Annotated in this window: 14 protein-coding genes; 1 reads left to right on the forward strand and 13 read right to left on the reverse strand. The window is 71.6% G+C overall.

The window, feature by feature from the left end:
- Window positions 1–320: 320 nt before the first annotated feature.
- Both ACIRSU_RS15010 and ACIRSU_RS15015 read right to left on the reverse strand, forming a co-directional pair.
- Entirely contained in the window at window positions 321–1,250 is a 930-nt protein-coding gene (locus ACIRSU_RS15010) for an NADP-dependent oxidoreductase (RefSeq protein ID WP_403792096.1), read from the reverse strand.
- Between the two features lie 96 nt (window positions 1,251–1,346).
- Window positions 1,347–1,814 carry a luciferase family protein gene (locus ACIRSU_RS15015; protein ID WP_403792098.1) on the reverse strand — a complete coding sequence of 156 codons (468 nt, stop codon included), beginning with the start codon at window positions 1,812–1,814 and terminating at the stop codon, window positions 1,347–1,349.
- A 137-nt stretch (window positions 1,815–1,951) separates the two neighbouring features.
- On the opposite strand from ACIRSU_RS15015, the gene ACIRSU_RS15020 reads away from it, so the two are divergent.
- Window positions 1,952–2,317, forward strand: a complete 366-nt coding sequence (locus tag ACIRSU_RS15020) for a winged helix-turn-helix transcriptional regulator (protein ID WP_403792100.1) — start codon at window positions 1,952–1,954, stop codon at window positions 2,315–2,317.
- Between the two features lie 75 nt (window positions 2,318–2,392).
- On the opposite strand, the gene ACIRSU_RS15025 is transcribed toward ACIRSU_RS15020, so the two are convergent.
- The 11 genes from ACIRSU_RS15025 to ACIRSU_RS15075 form a co-directional block, all read right to left on the reverse strand.
- Window positions 2,393–3,856, reverse strand: a complete 1,464-nt coding sequence (locus ACIRSU_RS15025) for a multicopper oxidase family protein (RefSeq protein ID WP_403792102.1) — start codon at window positions 3,854–3,856, stop codon at window positions 2,393–2,395.
- Window positions 3,857–4,105: 249 nt separating this feature from the next.
- Window positions 4,106–4,495, reverse strand: coding sequence for a chorismate mutase (locus ACIRSU_RS15030; RefSeq protein WP_403792104.1), 390 nt, complete (start codon window positions 4,493–4,495; stop codon window positions 4,106–4,108).
- Window positions 4,496–4,536: 41 nt separating this feature from the next.
- On the reverse strand, window positions 4,537–5,910 hold the full coding sequence (locus ACIRSU_RS15035; protein WP_403792106.1) for a class II 3-deoxy-7-phosphoheptulonate synthase: 1,374 nt from the start codon (window positions 5,908–5,910) through the stop codon (window positions 4,537–4,539).
- A gap of 150 nt (window positions 5,911–6,060) precedes the next feature.
- Window positions 6,061–6,735: an FMN-dependent NADH-azoreductase gene (locus ACIRSU_RS15040; RefSeq protein ID WP_403792108.1), complete on the reverse strand. Its 675-nt coding sequence runs from the start codon at window positions 6,733–6,735 to the stop codon at window positions 6,061–6,063.
- Window positions 6,736–7,389: 654 nt separating this feature from the next.
- A complete protein-coding gene (gene pheA, locus ACIRSU_RS15045; protein ID WP_403792110.1) occupies window positions 7,390–8,373 on the reverse strand; it encodes a prephenate dehydratase in 984 nt (327 codons plus the stop codon).
- Window positions 8,374–8,387: 14 nt separating this feature from the next.
- On the reverse strand, window positions 8,388–8,825 hold the full coding sequence (locus tag ACIRSU_RS15050; RefSeq protein ID WP_403792111.1) for a nuclear transport factor 2 family protein: 438 nt from the start codon (window positions 8,823–8,825) through the stop codon (window positions 8,388–8,390).
- An 11-nt stretch (window positions 8,826–8,836) separates the two neighbouring features.
- The gene (locus tag ACIRSU_RS15055) at window positions 8,837–9,763 is read right to left on the reverse strand and encodes an NAD-dependent epimerase/dehydratase family protein (protein WP_403792113.1); all 927 of its coding nucleotides are present in this window, start codon (window positions 9,761–9,763) and stop codon (window positions 8,837–8,839) included.
- Window positions 9,764–9,837: 74 nt separating this feature from the next.
- Window positions 9,838–12,603, reverse strand: a complete 2,766-nt coding sequence (locus tag ACIRSU_RS15060) for an alpha/beta fold hydrolase (RefSeq protein ID WP_403792115.1) — start codon at window positions 12,601–12,603, stop codon at window positions 9,838–9,840.
- 315 nt (window positions 12,604–12,918) lie between these two features.
- On the reverse strand, window positions 12,919–13,623 hold the full coding sequence (locus ACIRSU_RS15065) for a 4'-phosphopantetheinyl transferase family protein (RefSeq protein WP_403792117.1): 705 nt from the start codon (window positions 13,621–13,623) through the stop codon (window positions 12,919–12,921).
- A gap of 287 nt (window positions 13,624–13,910) precedes the next feature.
- Window positions 13,911–14,711, reverse strand: coding sequence for a helix-turn-helix domain-containing protein (locus ACIRSU_RS15070; protein ID WP_403792118.1), 801 nt, complete (start codon window positions 14,709–14,711; stop codon window positions 13,911–13,913).
- A 117-nt stretch (window positions 14,712–14,828) separates the two neighbouring features.
- Entirely contained in the window at window positions 14,829–15,557 is a 729-nt protein-coding gene (locus ACIRSU_RS15075) for a response regulator transcription factor (protein WP_403792572.1), read from the reverse strand.
- Window positions 15,558–15,930 lie beyond the last annotated feature (373 nt).

Raw genomic sequence — 15,930 nt, forward strand, 5'->3', positions numbered from 1 at the left:
GCTCCGGTGCTCGTGAAGGCGGGACAAGGGACGTGGAAGGGCGCGGGCGCGGGCGTCGGGCGCGCGGCCGTACGGGGTGGCAGGGGCCACCCCGTACGGTCGTGCTGCGGTGCGCGCCGTGCGCCGTGCCGGCGCCGGCTGTTGCTGGTGGGTGCCGGTACCGGTGCCGGTCGCTGGTTGCCGGTTGCCAGGCCGGTTTCCGGTGCCAGTGGCGGTTGCGGGTGCCGGTGCCGGTGCCGCAGGTCAGGCCTCAGGCGGCCGGCGACCGGCCACCGGCGACCGCCCAGCGGCCACCGGCGTCAGGCGTCAGGCGTCAGGCGTCAGGCGACCGTGACGCCGATCTTGCCGACCGTGCCGGCGCCGAAGGCGGCGAAGCCCTGGCCGACCGCCTCCAGGGCGACACTCTGGGCGATCGGCACCGTCAGGGCGCCGGAGACGACGGCGTCGGCGAGGCGCTGCAGGGTGGCCGGGTCGGGGTTGGCCATCACGGAGGTGACGGTGATGTCGAGCTCGGCGGCCGCCTCCGGGCCGAAGCCCAGGGTGGAGGCCAGCCGGCCGCCGGCGGCGACGAGCGCGGCGACGGCGACCGGGTCGCCGGCCAGGTGGGCCGCGGCCTGCACGCCGTTCGGGGCGATGGCCTTGACCTGGGCGGCCAGGTCGCCGGTGTGGTCGACGACGTGGGCGGCGCCGAGGCCCTTGACGAAGTCGGTCTCCTCGCCCGGCTTGGCGGTGGCGATGACGGTGGCGCCGGCCTTGGCGGCGAGCTGCACCGCGTACGCGCCGACACCGCCGGTCGCGCCGACGATCAGCACGGTCTCGCCCGACTGCGGGGCGAGGGCGTCGACGACGCCGACGGCGGCCGAGCCGGCCAGGCCGAGCGCGCCGGCGTGAGCGGCGTCCAGGCCCTCGGGGGCGGCGGCGATGCCGTAACCCTCGCCCACCACCACGTAGTCGGCGAGCGCGCCGTCCTGGACGACGGGCTTCATCACGACGCCGAAGACGCGGTCGCCGGCGGCGCGCTGGACGCCCTCGCCGACGGCCTCGACGGTGCCGGCGAAGTCCTTGCCGAGCGTCACCGGGAACTTGTGCTCAAGGACGTCCTTCAGGAAGCCGTAGATGACGGCGCCGTCGAAGCCGTTGAGGGAGGAGTGGCTGACCTTGACGAGGATCTCGCCCGGACCGGGAACCGGCTTGGGCACCTCGGTGACGGTCGGGGCCGCGCCGAATTCGTCGATGGTCACTGCGCGCATGGGTGTTTCCTCTTTCCGATGAAACGGCGGAACGGTGAATGCGGGTGAAGCGGAAGGTGAAGCGGAAGGCGAACCGTTGCCCGGGTACGCCGGCGGTCAGGCCACGGCCTGCTCGTACGAGGCACGCAGCACCGTCGCCGCGACCTCCAGCTCGTCCTCGTCACGCGGCGCGTAGAGCATCACGATGCTGTTCGGGAACTCCGCGCGGCGGGTGATGGGGTGCGGCTCGGTCCAGCCGAGCTCGGTGAGCGTGGCCAGGGCGTCCAGCGGCACGCACAGGTGCATGAAACCGGAGCGGTGGATGTGGCCGAACTCGTCCACCGACGGGTGCAGGAACATCTCGAACGGCCGGTTCTGCCGGTTGAGGCGCAGGGCGAGCGAGCCGGGCTCGGAGACCAGGCTGGGGCTGGTGAAGACGCCGGGCAGTTCCTGGGCACGGGCGATGAGCGCGTCGCGGATCTCCCGCGGCGAGAAGTCCTCGAGCTGGTCGTGCGGAATCTCCCGGCCGGTCGTCGCGGGACGGGTCCCCTTGCGCGGGGGCAGAACGCTCAGATCGACGGCCATGGGAATTCCTCCGGGTGCGGTGCGAGGTGCGGCGAAGCCGCGCACTTTCCGTGCGCTGGTTACTTCTTGTTTCCGACAGAATTCTGGGCGATCCTTCTGCTGTGGCAGAAGACGGCACTTCAAAAATCCCTACGCACATGAATGTTCCCGAGCAGGTCGGAGAGGGTCTCACCACCTGTCAGCTACGGGATGTGCTCGACCGGGTCGGCGACAAATGGAGCGTCCTGATCATGGCGCTGCTCGGCGACGGGCCGCGGCGCTATTCGGAGCTGCGCCGCTCGATCGACGGCATCTCGCAGCGGATGCTCACCCTGACGCTGCGCAGTCTGGAGCGGGACGGTCTGGTGATCAGGACCGTCACGCCGAGCACGCCGCCGCGGGTGGACTACGAGCTGACGCCGGTCGGCCACACCCTCTCCCGTGAGGTGGCCTCGCTCATCAAGTGGTCCGAGGAGCACCGCGAGTACATCAGCATGTCCCGGCTCACGTTCGACTCGGACTGAGCCCGTACGGCATGCCGACGGCCGGCGGCCCGCTCTCGGCGGGCCGCCGGCCGTCGGCGTGTCCGGTCCGCGACGTCAGGAGACGCGCATCTGGGCCATCATGCCCATCGCCGCGTGGTCGAAGATGTGGCAGTGGTAGAGGTACGTCCCCCGGTAACCGGTGAACGTGGCCTGGATCTTGACCGTCTCCCCCGGGTTCAGGTTGACGGTGTCCTTGAGCCCGACCTCCGGCCCCGAGGTGATCGGCTTCCCGTTCCGTTCGAGGACCCGGAACTGCACCAGGTGGATGTGGAAGTTGTGCGGGATGATCTTGTTGGCGTTGGTGACGGTCCAGATCTCCGTGGTGCCGTAGGCGATCTCGGTGTCGATCCGGTTCATGTCGTAGCTGACGTTGTTGATGTAGCCCATGTCCGTGGCCATGCCGTTCTCGTCCATGCTCAGGGTGAACGAACGGTTGACCGTGGCCGGCGGGAGGGCCGGGAAGGTGCGCATCTGGTACGGGATGGCGCCGAAGTCCTTCGCCCCCGTGCTGCCGATCCGGAACTGGAGCACCTTGGTGATCTGGTCCGCCGGGCCGCCTGGCATGGCGTCGGCCGCGTTCCGGAGCTCCACGGTGCTGTTCAGCGGGTAGTCGTAGAAGTCGATGAGGATGTCGACGCGCTCGCCGGGAGAGAGCATCACGCTGCTCATGTCCTGCGGCTTCTCCAGCAGTCCGCCGTCGGTGCCGATCAGCGTGAACGTGCCGCTGGACAGGCTGAGGTTGAAGTACCGCATGTTCGAGGTGTTGAAGATGCGGAAGCGGTACTGGCGGTGTTCGACGTTGAAGTACGGCCACGCCTTGCCGTTGGCGAGGATGACGTTCCGGTTCAGGAAGTCGTCCATGGCGTAGACGAGCTGGCCCTGGTCGTCGAAGCGGGCGTCGCGCAGCTGGATCGGCACGTCGTACGCGCCCGTCGGCAGGATGGTGTTGCTCTTCTCGACGTCGTCGGTGAGCAGGTACGTGCCGCTCAGGCCGCGGAAGACGTTCTCGGACTCGGCGTGGTGCGCGTGGTCGTGGTACCAGAGGTTCGCGTGCGGCTGGTCGTTCGGGTACGTGTAGGTCTTGGTGCCGCCGTTCGCCGCGATGAGGTCCATCGGGCCGCCGTCGCTGTCCATCGGCACGTGCGCGCCGTGCAGGTGGACGGAGGTGGCGACGGGCAGGTTGTTCGTCTGCTGCACCACGGCCCGCACGCCCGACTTGGCGCGGATGACGGGGCCCGGGAAGCTGCCGTTGAAGGTACGGACCCGGGTGAGGCGGCCCGGCAGGATCTGAACGTCCGCCTCCTTCATGGTCATCGCGTAGTAGTCCGCGGTGCCGGTGGAGGAGTACGGGGCGAGCGTCGGCGGGATCGGCATGGCCTGGGCGAACTTGGGCACGGTGGCCGGATCGAGGTCGGCCGCCTCGGCGGTGCCGCTCGCGACCGGTATCAACAGGCCCGCGGCGCCGGCCGTACCGGCCACCGCCGCGCCCGCCTTGAGTACGTTTCGACGAGTGATCACGAAAATCCCCCATGATGCCCCCGGTGAACGGCCGAGACCGGCGTCCGGGAGTAGTCCGTCGTGAACGAGAGTCCGGCCACGGAGAATCGGGCCGGATCATGGCCATAATTCTCCGGTGGCCCCACGACTTGATCAATGGAGGAGGATTCAGGGGTACGTGCAATTCCGCAGGTCATGCACGCGCCGCGTCAGTTTTCGGCATGCGAATGTCAAGATTCCGCCAGTACGGACCGAAGCCCGTCGGGCACCCTAGGCCGGAATTCGTCGTTCCATTGCGAGGGTCTCGGCCAGCGAATCGCCGATCGGCTCGGCGATCGACTCGGCGATCGACTCGGCGATCGACTCGTGGTGCCGGATGACCTCGGCGACGACGAAGCGCAGGAACTTCTCGGCGAAATCGGGTTCGAGCCCGGCCGACTCGGCGATGGCCCGCAGCCGGGCGATCTGCCGGGCCTCACGGGCCGGGTCGGCCGGCGGCAGACCGTGCTCCGCCTTCAGCTCGCCGACCCGGCGGGTGTGGGCGAAGCGCTCGGCGAGCAGGTGCACGACGGCCGCGTCGAGGTTGTCGATGCTGGCCCGCAGCCGCGCGAGTTCCGCCCGTGCCTCTGCTGCTGCCGTCGTGCCTGCCACGTCTGTCATGCCTGCCAGGCCTGCCAGGCCTGCCAGGCCCGTCATGCCTGTCATGCCTGCTCCTCGCGGTGCAGGAACTCCGAGACCAGGAAGGCCAGATCGAGCGACTGGCTGCGGTTGAGCCGCGGGTCGCACGCCGATTCGTACCGCTCGAAGAGGTCGGGGAAGCCGAGGTCGTGGCCGCCGCCGACGCACTCCGTCACGTCGTCGCCGGTGAGCTCGACGTGGATGCCGCCGGCGTGCGTGCCGAGCGACCTGTGCACCTCGAAGAAGGCGCGGACCTCGCCGAGGATGTCGTCGAAGTGCCGGGTCTTGTGGCCGGACGGGGCCTCGACGGTGTTGCCGTGCATCGGGTCGCAGACCCAGGCCACCCGGGCGCCGGACGCGGTGACCTTCTCGACCAGACCGGGCAGCACGTCGTGGACCCGGTCGACCCCGAGCCGTACGACGAAGGTGAGCCGGCCCGGCTCGCGGTTCGGGTCGAGCCGGTCGATCAGCCGGAGCGCGGTGTCGGCGGTGGTGCTGGGGCCGAGCTTCACGCCGATCGGGTTGTCGATGCGGGAGAAGTACTCGACGTGGGCGCCGTCGAGGTCCCGGGTGCGCTCGCCGATCCACAGCATGTGGCCGGAGGTGGCGTAGACGCGGCCGGCCTCGGGGTCGTGGCGGGTGAGCGGGGCCTCGTAGTCGAGAAGCAGGCCCTCGTGGGAGACGTAGAACTCGGAGTCGTCGAAGGCGCGCGGGCTGGCGCCGGTGGCCTGCATGAACTTCAGCGCGCGGTCGATGCCGTCGGCGATGGCCTCGTACTGCTCGCGCTGCGGGGAGGTGGCGATGAAGTCGCGGTTCCACTCGTGGACCTGGCTGAGGGCCGCGTAGCCGCCGGCGGTGAACGCGCGGACGAGGTTGAGGGTGTTGGAGGACGCCTGGTACATCCGCAGCAGCCGCTCCGGGTCGGGGACGCGGGCCTCGGCGGTGAAGGCGAGGCCGTTGACGGCGTCGCCGCGGTAGGTGGGGAGGGTGAGGCCGTCGCGGGTCTCGGTGGGCTTGGAGCGCGGCTTGGCGTACTGGCCGGCGATCCGGCCGACCTTCACCACCGGCATGGCGGCGGCGTAGGTGAGCACGGCGGACATCTGCATCAGCGTGTTCAGCTTGCTGTGCACGGTCTCGGCGGAGACCCGGTCGAAGGTCTCGGCGCAGTCGCCGCCCTGGAGCAGCAGCGCCTCGCCGCGCGCGACGGCGGCGAGCCGGTCCTTGAGCCGGTCGCACTCGCCGGAGAAGACCAGCGGGGGCGCGGCGGCGAGCTCGGCGGTGACGCGGAGGAGGGCGGCGGGGTCGGGGTACTCGGGCTGCTGGGCCGCGGGCAGCCCGCCCCATGTGTTCACCAGTTCGAATTCAAGGCTCGGGGTCTGGGATTTCAAGGTCTCCATGACGGAAGCTCCCGGAGAGGTGGCGAGGCGGGGTGTGACGGTCCCGCCGGGCGCCGCCCGCGAAGGGGACGCCCGGCCGGGACCGCCGGGCTGCGGCGGAGGGGAGCGCCGCAGGTCTTGTGGGATGTGGGAAGTCGGGCCGGTACGGGGTCAGGCGCGCTGGGCGTGCTCGCGCGCGCCCGCGAGCGCCGCCTTCAGCGACTCGGCCGCCATCTGCTGGAAGCCGGCGAGCCGCGGGACGTGACCGGACTTGGTCATCTCGGCGTGCAGGAAGGTCAGGTCGTCCGCGAGCGCGATCATGCTGAACGCGGCCTTGAGGTAGGGCTCCTGGAAGTCGTACGCGTGCCGGGGCGTCCCCGGGCCGTACGCGCCGCCGCGCGCGGTGACCACGACGACGCGCTTGCCGGCCAGCGGGCCGGTGCCGGTCTCGGGGTCGACGACCAGCGGCGCGACGACGACCCGGTCGAGCCAGGCCTTGAACGTCGACGGCAGCGAGAAGTTGTGCATGGGCAGGCCCAGGAGGATCGTGTCGGCCGCGAGCACCTCGTCGACCAGCTCCCAGGTGATCTCCCAGCTCTCCTTCTCCTCCACCGTCCGGGCCGCCCCGCGCGCCTCGTCGAGGTCACGGACGCCGGCCGTCTCGATCCGCTGCATGACGGCCATCTGCGCCCCGTCGATGTGCGGCACGGGCGCGACCCCGAGGTCGCGGTACACGATCGTCCCGCCCTCGTGCGCGGCCCGCCACGACGCGGCGAACTCGGCGGTGACCCGCCGGGTGGTGGAGCCGAGGCGGGCGCTGGTGTCGATGTGGAGCAGGGTGGGCATGAGGTGGTCTCTCCTGACGGTCCGGTGCGGTGGGAAAAGGACGGGGCGAGGAGCACGACGCGAAGCCCGCGTCAGGGGCGGCGTACGACCCGCCCACCGACCCGCGCGAACGCGAACGCGAACCGGCCGAGACCCCGGACCTCCCGGGAGGGCGGAAGGCCCGGGGGGCCGGACGGGGCGAGGGCCGGGGTGGCCCGAGGCCCCGGACGGGTCGAGGGCCGGGTGGGCCGGGCCGGGCCAGGCCGGGACAGACCAGGCCAGGCTGGACCTGGTCGGACCAGGCCGGACCCGGCCGGACCCGGCCAGGCCGGGCCGGGAAGCCTGGGGCTCCCGCCCCAGACCGGGCCACCGGGGCCGAGGCCCCCCGGCGGCCCGTGCCCGTCAGGCAGCCGCCCGCGCGCCCCGGAGGGCGGACGGACCGACTGCCGGCTCAGCCGAGCACGGACTCGGCCGGGCAGTCGGGGTCCGGCCCGACAGCCAAGCCGGTCGCCAGGCCCGGGGGCCTGAAACTCCGGGCCCGACCGAGAGGCCGAGGAGCAGGCAGCCCGGAGACCGGGCCTCCCGGCCCAGGCCGGAACAGGCCGGGCCCGAGACCCTGGCCTCCCTGCCCAGGCCGGGAGGCCGGACCGAGGGTCCCGGAGGGCCGGGGCTCCGTCAGGCAGCCGTCCGTGCCCCCGACAAGGCGTACTGAACGTCCGCCGACTGCGCGGTCGCGGAGCCGGCCACGGCAGCGGCACCCGGCGCCGGCCCGGCGGCCGGGCCCGTGATCGCGCCCGTGGGCGTGACCGCACCCGGGACCGCGCCCGCGGCCGTCCACCGCGGGTAGCTGCCCAGGAAGCGGGCTCCCGCGCCTACCGCCGGGAGGGCCGACAGGGCGCCGCGGACCGCCGGGTTCTCGACGTGGCCGTCGAGGTCGACGAAGTAGCGGTAGCTGCCGAGGCGTTCGCCGGTGGGCCAGGAGTGGATGCGGCTCACCGGGATGCCTCGGCCGGAGAAGAGGCCGAGGACGTCGGCGAGGCGGGACGGGCCGCCGTCGGGGGTGGTGACGACGAGGGAGGTGCGGTCGCGGGCGGTGCGGGCGGGCGGGAGCCAGGCCGGGGCGACCGCGACGAAGCGGGTGACCGCTCCGCCGCGGCGGCCGAGGCCCTCGGCCAGGATCCGGAGCCCGTACCGCTCGGCTGCCGGCGGAGCGGCGATCGCCGCCGTCCCGCCGCGCGCGCCCGCCGCCGCGGCCGCCGTGGAGTCGGCGGGCACGGTACGGGCGTCCGGCAGGTGCTCGGCCAGCCACCCCGCGCACTGCGCGAGCGCGTGCGGGTGGCTGACCACCTCCCGTACGTCCGCCAGCTCCGTACCCTCCGGCGCCATCAGGGCGAAGGTCACCGCGAGTTCCACCTCGCCGATGATGTGCAGCTCCGCCTCGGCCAGCTGGTCCATGGTGGCGGGCACGACGCCCTTCACCGAGTTCTCCAGCGGGACGACGGCGACCGCGCAGTCACCGCGCCGTACGGCGTCGAGCGCCGCCGGCACGCTGGGGTACGGCCGACGGGGCAGCTCCTCCGCGTAGCCGGGCAGCCTGCGCAGCGCCGCCTCCGTGAAGGTGCCCTCAGGGCCCAGATAGGCGTATGAGGCGAAGGTCATGGCCGGGGCACCCGTCAGCTCTCGATCACCCGGTGGAACGCGACCGTGTCGAAGATGTCCTCCATGCGGACGGCCTTGCCGTCGCGGAACGTCCACGAGTGGACGAACTGCAGCGTCTCGGTGTGGCCGGAGCGGGAGGTGACGTCACGGACGCCGAAGACGACGACCCGGTCGCCGTTGTCGAGGAACTCCAGCGGCTGGAGCTTCATCCCGCCGAGCACGGTCGGGACGTGGGCCAGGAAGGCGCGGACGCCGGCGTGGCCGTGCTTGGTGCCGCCGAGGCCGTACTTGTCCATGCTCTCGGGGTGGATCCACTGCATGTCCTCGGCCATGGTCGCGACGAGCGCGTCGACGTCACGGTCGCGGAAGGCCGCGTAGGCGGCGTGGATCAGGTCCAGGTTGCTCGCGGTGGAGGTCGCCGTGGAGGTCGAGGTGGGGGTCGTGGTGGTCATCTGCGCGTGCCTCAGGCCTTCTTCGCGTACTCGGGATACATGGACTCGACCGTGCGGCGGATGCCCTCGCGCCAGTCGACCTTGCACGGGCCGGTCAGCTGCTTCCGCAGCGTCGGGTCGAACTGGTAGGTCTCGCGGGTGACCTCGCTCGGCGCGAGCTTGGCCTCGACGCCGGTGAGCTCCTCCAGGTAGCGCACGCAGTCGGTCATGCCGACGGACTCGTCGCCGCCCCAGTTGGTGAGGGTGGCGGGCACGGTCGCCGCGTTCCACAGGTGCGGGACCTGCTCGATCAGGTCGTCGGTGTAGAGCAGGGAGCACCAGTTCTGGCCCTCGATCGGGACCGGGATGGGCTCGCCGGCGAGCATCCGCTTGAAGTAGATCATCGGCACGCCGCCGTAGCCGCCGGGGCCGTACGCGATGTTGAGGCGGGCGATGATGGTGGGCAGGCCGAGCGTCTGCGCGTACGCGCGGACCGCGCCCTCCGTGGCTATCTTGACGACCGGGTAGACCGGCAGCCAGTCGGCGACGCCGTCGACCGGGTCGGTCTCCTTGTACTTGTGGTCGAGCGTCTGGCGCTTGTAGAGCGCGCCGGTCGACACGTACAGGAACGCCTCGGCCGTACGGCAGTGGGTCATCAGGCGCCCGGCGGCGACCGTGTTGACCTCGATGGCCTTGTTGAAGTCGCCGTCCTCACCGCGGTTCACGGCGGAGTGGATGACGTGCGTGAAGTCCTCGGGCAGGCCCTTGAGGCCGCCCTCGCTGGTGTCGTTCATGTCCCAGCGGAAGGTGGTGATGCCGTGCTCGCGCAGCGCCTCCTCCGAACCCGGGGAGCCGAAGCGGCCCAGCGCCCAGACCTCGTTGTCCTTGGCCAGCGCCTTGGCGACCGGGCCGGCCACCTGTCCGGTGCCGCCGGTGACCAGGATCTTCTTGCCTTGCATGGTGGTTCAATCCCCTCAGATTGATCTCGGGTGGTTCTCGGAACTGACGTGTTCCGCCGCTTGCTCGCCGCTGCTTACTTGCCGTCGCCGAGCGCCCGGTCGAGCTCCTTGCGGAGGATCGACTGGAAGCTCGCCACGTGCTGCGGGCCCATGAGCGTGTAGTGCTCGCCGGGGACGTCGATGTAGTTGACGTCGTCGGAGTGCTCCTTCCAGCGGCTCAGCTCATTGTTGAGCCAGTCTTCCTTGGTCCCGCGCAGCGGGATCGCGTAGAAGACCGACATCGCGCGCACCCGGCCGGACGGGGAGTAGGTGCGGCCCAGGTTGGTGAGGCCGTCGGCGAGCTCGGCCCAGGCCGTGAACTTGGGCAGGTCCAGGTCGAGTTCGGCGAGCCGGGCCTGCGGCGCGTTGTCGATGAAGTACGCGAGCTGCTCCTCCTTCGACAGGTGGCGCAGCTGCGCCGGCAGCTCCAGCGACTGCTTCTTGTCGATGAGCGCCAGGAAGAAGGCCAGGTTGGCGGCGGTCTCGACGAAGTCGAGCTCGTCCATGCGGTACTTGATGTGCGGCGGCAGGTTGAAGCTGCCGACGAAGTCGACCTTCTCGCCCTCGGCCTCCAGGACCTTGGCCATCTCGAAGGCGACGGCGCCGCCGTACGAGTAGCCGGCCAGCGCGTAGGGGCCGTGCGGCTGCTTCTCGCGGATGGCGGCCACGTAGGTGGAGACCATCTCCTCGAAGCTCTCGAAGGGCTTCTCGCCGGGGTTGAAGCCGCGGGCGCGCAGGGCGTAGAACGGCCGGTCGCCGACGAAGTACTTGGCGAGGTTGACGAAGACGAGGACCTCGCCGACGCCGGGGTGGACGCAGAACAGCGGCGTCTTGTCGCCGATGACCTGCATGGGCACGATCGGGTCGTACGGGCGCTCCACGACCCCGCTGGCGTCCTCGGCGAGCCGGGCGGCGAGCTGGCGGACCGTGGGGTTGGTGAGGACGGTGATGACCTGGAGGTCGTTCGCGCCGAGGCGCTGGGCGACCAGGCTGCGCAGCCGCAGGATGTCGAGCGAGGTGCCGCCGAGGTCGAAGAAGTTGGCGGTGGCGCTCAGCTTCGCCGGGTCCGTGTCGAACATCTCGGCGTAGATCCCGGCGAGGACCGTCTCGGTCTCGCCCTCGGGCGCGGTGTAGCCGCCGAGGCGGCGCAGGATGAGGTCGGCGACGGCGTCGACGGTCTCCGCGTACGCGCCGGCCTCCAGGCGCTTGCGCATCAGCGGGCGCTGGATCTTGCCGAGGCTGGTCTTGGGGAAGGCGTCCTTCGGCAGCGGCAGGATCAGCGAGGGGCGGAAGCCCCAGTGCATGACGACGCTGGAGCGGACGGCGGAGAGCACGCGGTAGAGGGCGAGTTCGTCGCCTTCCTCGGTCTCCGGGTGGAAGGCGATGACGAGCTGCTCGGTGTCGGAGCCGGGGGCGCGGGTCGGGAAGGCGGCGACATAGGAGCGGGCGACGTCGTCGAGCTCCTGGAGCAGCGTCTCGATGTCGTGGCTGAAGTAGTTGACGCCGTTGACGATGATGCTGTCCTTGCTGCGGCCGACCAGGGTGAGCCGGCCCTCGTCGATCCGGCCGAGGTCGCCGCTGCGGAACCAGCCGTCGGCGGTGAAGGCCTCCTTCGTGGCCTGCTCGTTGTTGTGGTAGCCGGGCGTGATCATCGGGCCGATGAGCTGGAGCTCGCCGACCTCGCCCTCGCCGAGCGGGCGGTCGAGCTCGTCGGCGACGCGGATCCGCAGGCCGTCGACGGGGCGGCCGAGGTTGGCGAACTCCTGGCCCTGATCGGAGAGCGGGAACTCGCGGGAGTAGATGGAGCCGGCGCAGGTCTCGGTCATACCGAAGGCGGGCCACACGGTGTCGCCCTTGAGGCCGTACGGCGCGAAGCGCTCCAGGAAGGTCTCGCCGGTGGCGCGGACGACGGCCTCGCCGCCGCTGATGATGTGGCGCAGCTTGGAGAGGTCCACCGGGCCGTGCTCGGTGAGCCGGTCGGCGGCGGCGTTGAGCAGGCCGAGCAGGAAGTTCGGGGTGAACGTCATGGTGACGCCGTAGCGGGAGATCAGCCGCAGGAAGTCGAGCGGCTCGCCGAGGACGACGGCCGCCTGGACGTGCAGCTGGGTGGCGCCGACGGAGAGCGGGAGCAGGTGGCACTCGAGGAGCGCGGCGACGTGGTCGAAGGAGACCCAGTTGAGCGAGATGTCGTCGGCGCCGATGCGGTGGGCGCTGTTCTTGCCGGCCATGGAGGCGAGCAGGTTGGCGTGGGTGAGGCGGACGGCCTTGGAGTTGCCGGTGGAGCCGGAGGTGAGGACGAGCAGCGCGGTGTCCTCGGGCGCCGCCTCGTGCAGCGTCGCGGTGTCGGCCGGCTCGGCCGCGTACAGCGTCTCCAGGGCGGTGACGGCCAGGCCCTCGACGCGGGGCAGTTCGGCGGCGAGGGACTCGCTGGTGACGACCAGCGGGTGGTCGAGGAGGGTGTCGACGTGCCCGAGCTGGGCGGCCCAGCGTTCCGGGTCGCCGCCGAGCGGGGCCATGGGCACGGGTATGTAGCCGCCGAGGAGGCAGGCCCAGAAGGCGGTCAGGAACTCCTGCGGGCGCTCCAGGAGCAGCACGACCTTGTCCTGCGGCGCGAGACCGCGGTCGCGCAGGGCGGTGAGGACCCGGCGGGCCTCGCGGACGAGCTCGGGATACGGCTGGAGGTGGCTGTCCTCGGAGGTGGCATCGCCCTCGTGGTAGAGGACCCCGTTGCCGGGGTGGTCCTCCGCCGCCTGGAGCAGCAGGTCGGCGACGGTCCGGATCGATGGGATGGCCACGGTCATGGCGATGTCCTCTCTTCGCTGAGTGGGGTGTACGGTGCGGGCGCTCCGCGCGAGGGCCGTGTCCACGGTTCGCATGAGGGTCCTTGTGACGGGGCCGTGTGACGGGTCCGGACACACGGCCGCCGCCGGCCGCGGGATGGGCGGCGCGACGGCGGCGTCGGGTTTCGTGGGGGGGGCGGGGATCTACCGGGCCGGAAGGGTGCTTCCGGCTGGGCTGGTCACACGGTGGAGGCAACGCACCGGACCTTGACAACCAGCTTCTTCGGTCGGGCCGCCGGGTTCAATGGGCATCGTGTCAGAGCTTTGTCGGGATTCTCAAATCCCGGTCGGTGTGAGCGGGTTGTCCTGGATTTCGGTCGGGGACGCGAGCCGGTGGAGGCGAGGGGCCGGGGCGTCGGACCGTGGTGCGTGGACGGCGAGCGCGCCGTGGTGGCGGGGGCCGCACGGCAGGTCGTGGACGGTCCAGCCGGCCGGCTCGCCGGTGAGGTCGTCGAGGGTGGTGGCCCGGCCGAGGCCGGTGCCGATGCCCTTCAGGTACGCCTCCTTGCGTGCCCAGATCCGGCTCAGGACGGCCGCCCCGCGCTCCGCGTCGGCCGCGGCCTCGACCTCCGCCCGCTCGCGCGGATGCAGCGCGGGCAGCAGATCCCGTACGGCCGCGGGGACTTGGGCGCACTCGACGTCGGCGCCGACCGGGACGGGCGCGGTCGCGACGAGGACGCGGCCCCGGGTGTGCGACAGCGAGAAGTGCACCGGCGGCTCCGGTACGGCGAGCACCGGCCGCCCGTGCGGCGCCCCGCAGCACGGACACGGCTCCCGCGCGAACACGAGCTCCCCGGGCCGCTCCCCCAACAACCGCCCGAGCACGGCGCGCAGCGCGACATGCGCGGCGACGTAGAGCCGCCGGTCCTCGGCCCGGAGGAAGGAGTCGGCGCGCTCGCGTTCGTGCGCGTCGAGAGTGGCGGTGTCGAGGTCGTCGACAGAGCTCTCGGCGAGCTCCAGAAGCCAGGCTTCGGCCTGCATGATGCGGTGTCCTCACAGTGCGGGCGACGGGCACACGGCGTCGCCCCGCCGGCCTGGTGGGCGGACGGGGCGAGGGCGGTGCGGGGGGTGCGGGGGTGCGGGTAACGGGGTTGGGAGGTAACGGGGTTGGGCCGGGACTCGCGGTCGCGGCGGGCGCGGGCCTGCGCCGCGCGCCGGGCCGGGGCACGCCCGGCCGGTCACGGCGGGCACGGCGGCGCGGCCCGGGGCGCGCGGTCTTGCCGGGTGTGGCCCGACGCCCCGGGGAGCGCCAGGCCACACCCCCCGCGTCACGGCCTGCAGGTCGTCGCCGGGGTGCGGCGGCGGCTGAAGGTGTTGTGGACGTCGGTTTCGGCGTAGTAGGTGCGGCCGCCGAGGTTGCGGCGGCGCCAGCGCTGTTCACTGGCGAGGCGGTAGACGGTGCCGGTGGGTGCGCCGAAGAGTTCGGCGATGTCCCGGGCGGTGAGCCAGCGTTCGCCCGATTCGGGGGCGGCCGCGCGGCGCAGCCGGGACCAGTCGGGGGCGCCCCAGCGGTGCGTGGGGTCGGCGTCGCACTCGATGTGCCGGGCGCCGGGCGGAACGGCGAGCCGGCCCGTGCAGCCGGGCTCCACGCAGGGCCCGACCGGCAGTTCGCGGGCGGGCTCGGCGCGGGCCACCCGGCGGGCCGCGCGGGCCAGCCGGTGCAGCTCGCGGGTGGCGTCGGCGGCGGCCGGGTGCGCGGCGAGCCACTCGGCGCTGCGCAGCACGAAGGCCGCGAGGTGCGCCGGGGTGCGCCGGGGCGCCGGGAAGCGGCGTTCGTCGGCGATCAGTCCGCTCCAGGAGGCGAGGGTGGCGACGATCGCCGAACGCACCTCGGCCGCCGGGCCGTTGAGAGGGATCCCGGCGGGCGCCCCGCCGGTGCCGCGCCGTTCGCCGCCGCCGCGAGCGGGTCCGCCGCCGCCGAGCAGCCGCTCGCACTCGGCGTAGAGGCCGGGCAGCTCCTCGACCGTGGCGACCAGCCGGGTGAGACAGCTGGGGCAGAGCCGGAGCCCCGGCCGCGCGGATCGTTTAGTGCCGCCGTCGGCGGCGTTGCGCCTGCATTCCTCGCCCACGCACATGGTCCGTGGAGGGATGTGCGTTCCCGGGTGAGTCATTTTCTTTTTTCCGTCCTGTTCCGAAGCCTGCCGAAATGCGCACTGAGCGGAATGGATGTCGAAATCCACCGGATGTCACCCGTGGCCGAGTCTGAATCCGACTCCGCGAATGGTGACGATCCAGTCAGGACAGCCGAGCTTGCTGCGCAGGCTGCTGACATGCGTGTCGACGGTCCGCCGGGACCAGGAATCCCCCCAGATCTGCTGCATGAGCTTTTTGCGCGGCACGACGTTTCCGGTATTGGAGGCGAGCAGATAAAGGACGTCGAACTCCTTGCGGGTGACGTCGATCCGCTTTCCGTCCAGGCTGACCTGCCGGGCGCCGGCGTCGATGCGCAGCGGGCCCTGGTCGATGACGTCCACGGTCTGCGGCCGGGGCTTGGCGCGGCGCATGACGGCCTGCATGCGGGCCATCAGCTCGTGGAACCCGTACGGCTTGACCATGTAGTCGTCGGCACCGGCCTGCAGGCCGAGGACGCGGTCGAGTTCGCTGCCGCGCGCGGTGAGCGCGATGATCGGGGTCTCGCCGGCGGAGCGGATGGCCCGGCAGACCTCCAGTCCGTCCAGATCCGGCAGTTCGAGGTCGATGAGGACGAGATCGGCGTTGCCGTAGACCTGCAGGGCGGCGCCGCCCGTCTCGACCCTGGTCACCTGGTGGCCGTGCCGGCGGAGGCCCGCCATCAGCGACTCCGCGTACGTGACGTCGCGCTCCACCACCAGGATCCGCCAGGCTTCGCCGGCCGCGGCGGGAATTATGCTTTCCGATATGAGAGGTGCAGGCTTTTCTTGCGTACGCTGACTCATCATCTCCCCCATGGACTAGTGTCCCCAGGAGTCTAAAAACCGCCGCTTCGCTTTGTCAAAGATCCCCGACGTAAACACGTCATGTCGACGGAGTAACGCGGATCATCGAATCGCTCAGGAATGTTCGGGGAATTTTTTTAATCTCCGAGGATACACGGCGCGGGTGTGCGACCCGTGCCGGGCGAATCATTCCGGACACCCTCCGTGGGGCTTTGGGCAGGGCTCGGGCGGCGCCGGGGGGCCGCCCGGCCGGTCAGGGCGGTGCGAGGCTCGGCCGAAAACAGTCAGGAACACGCGTGTGCGCTGCCCACAGGCATGTGCGCCGAGAGCCTGTTCCGCATATTGAGACCTCCTGGAACCGGCATGGGATTCT

The sequence above is a fragment of the Streptomyces sp. NPDC101160 genome, assembly GCF_044768205.1.
Lineage (GTDB): Bacteria > Actinomycetota > Actinomycetes > Streptomycetales > Streptomycetaceae > Streptomyces.

What these genes read in the sequence shown, in the direction of transcription:
- ACIRSU_RS15015 (WP_403792098.1), bottom strand. Translation starts at nt 1,814, where the DNA reads ATGGCCGTCGATCTGAGCGTTCTGCCCCCGCGCAAGGGGACCCGTCCC.
- ACIRSU_RS15040 (WP_403792108.1), bottom strand. Translation starts at nt 6,735, where the DNA reads ATGCCCACCCTGCTCCACATCGACACCAGCGCCCGCCTCGGCTCCACC.
- ACIRSU_RS15065 (WP_403792117.1), bottom strand. Translation starts at nt 13,623, where the DNA reads ATGCAGGCCGAAGCCTGGCTTCTGGAGCTCGCCGAGAGCTCTGTCGAC.
- ACIRSU_RS15050 (WP_403792111.1), bottom strand. Translation starts at nt 8,825, where the DNA reads ATGACCACCACGACCCCCACCTCGACCTCCACGGCGACCTCCACCGCG.
- ACIRSU_RS15030 (WP_403792104.1), bottom strand. Translation starts at nt 4,495, where the DNA reads ATGACAGACGTGGCAGGCACGACGGCAGCAGCAGAGGCACGGGCGGAA.
- ACIRSU_RS15010 (WP_403792096.1), bottom strand. Translation starts at nt 1,250, where the DNA reads ATGCGCGCAGTGACCATCGACGAATTCGGCGCGGCCCCGACCGTCACC.
- ACIRSU_RS15075 (WP_403792572.1), bottom strand. Translation starts at nt 15,557, where the DNA reads ATGAGTCAGCGTACGCAAGAAAAGCCTGCACCTCTCATATCGGAAAGC.
- ACIRSU_RS15060 (WP_403792115.1), bottom strand. Translation starts at nt 12,603, where the DNA reads ATGACCGTGGCCATCCCATCGATCCGGACCGTCGCCGACCTGCTGCTC.
- ACIRSU_RS15035 (WP_403792106.1), bottom strand. Translation starts at nt 5,910, where the DNA reads ATGGAGACCTTGAAATCCCAGACCCCGAGCCTTGAATTCGAACTGGTG.
- pheA (WP_403792110.1), bottom strand. Translation starts at nt 8,373, where the DNA reads ATGACCTTCGCCTCATACGCCTATCTGGGCCCTGAGGGCACCTTCACG.
- ACIRSU_RS15055 (WP_403792113.1), bottom strand. Translation starts at nt 9,763, where the DNA reads ATGCAAGGCAAGAAGATCCTGGTCACCGGCGGCACCGGACAGGTGGCC.
- ACIRSU_RS15020 (WP_403792100.1), top strand. Translation starts at nt 1,952, where the DNA reads ATGAATGTTCCCGAGCAGGTCGGAGAGGGTCTCACCACCTGTCAGCTA.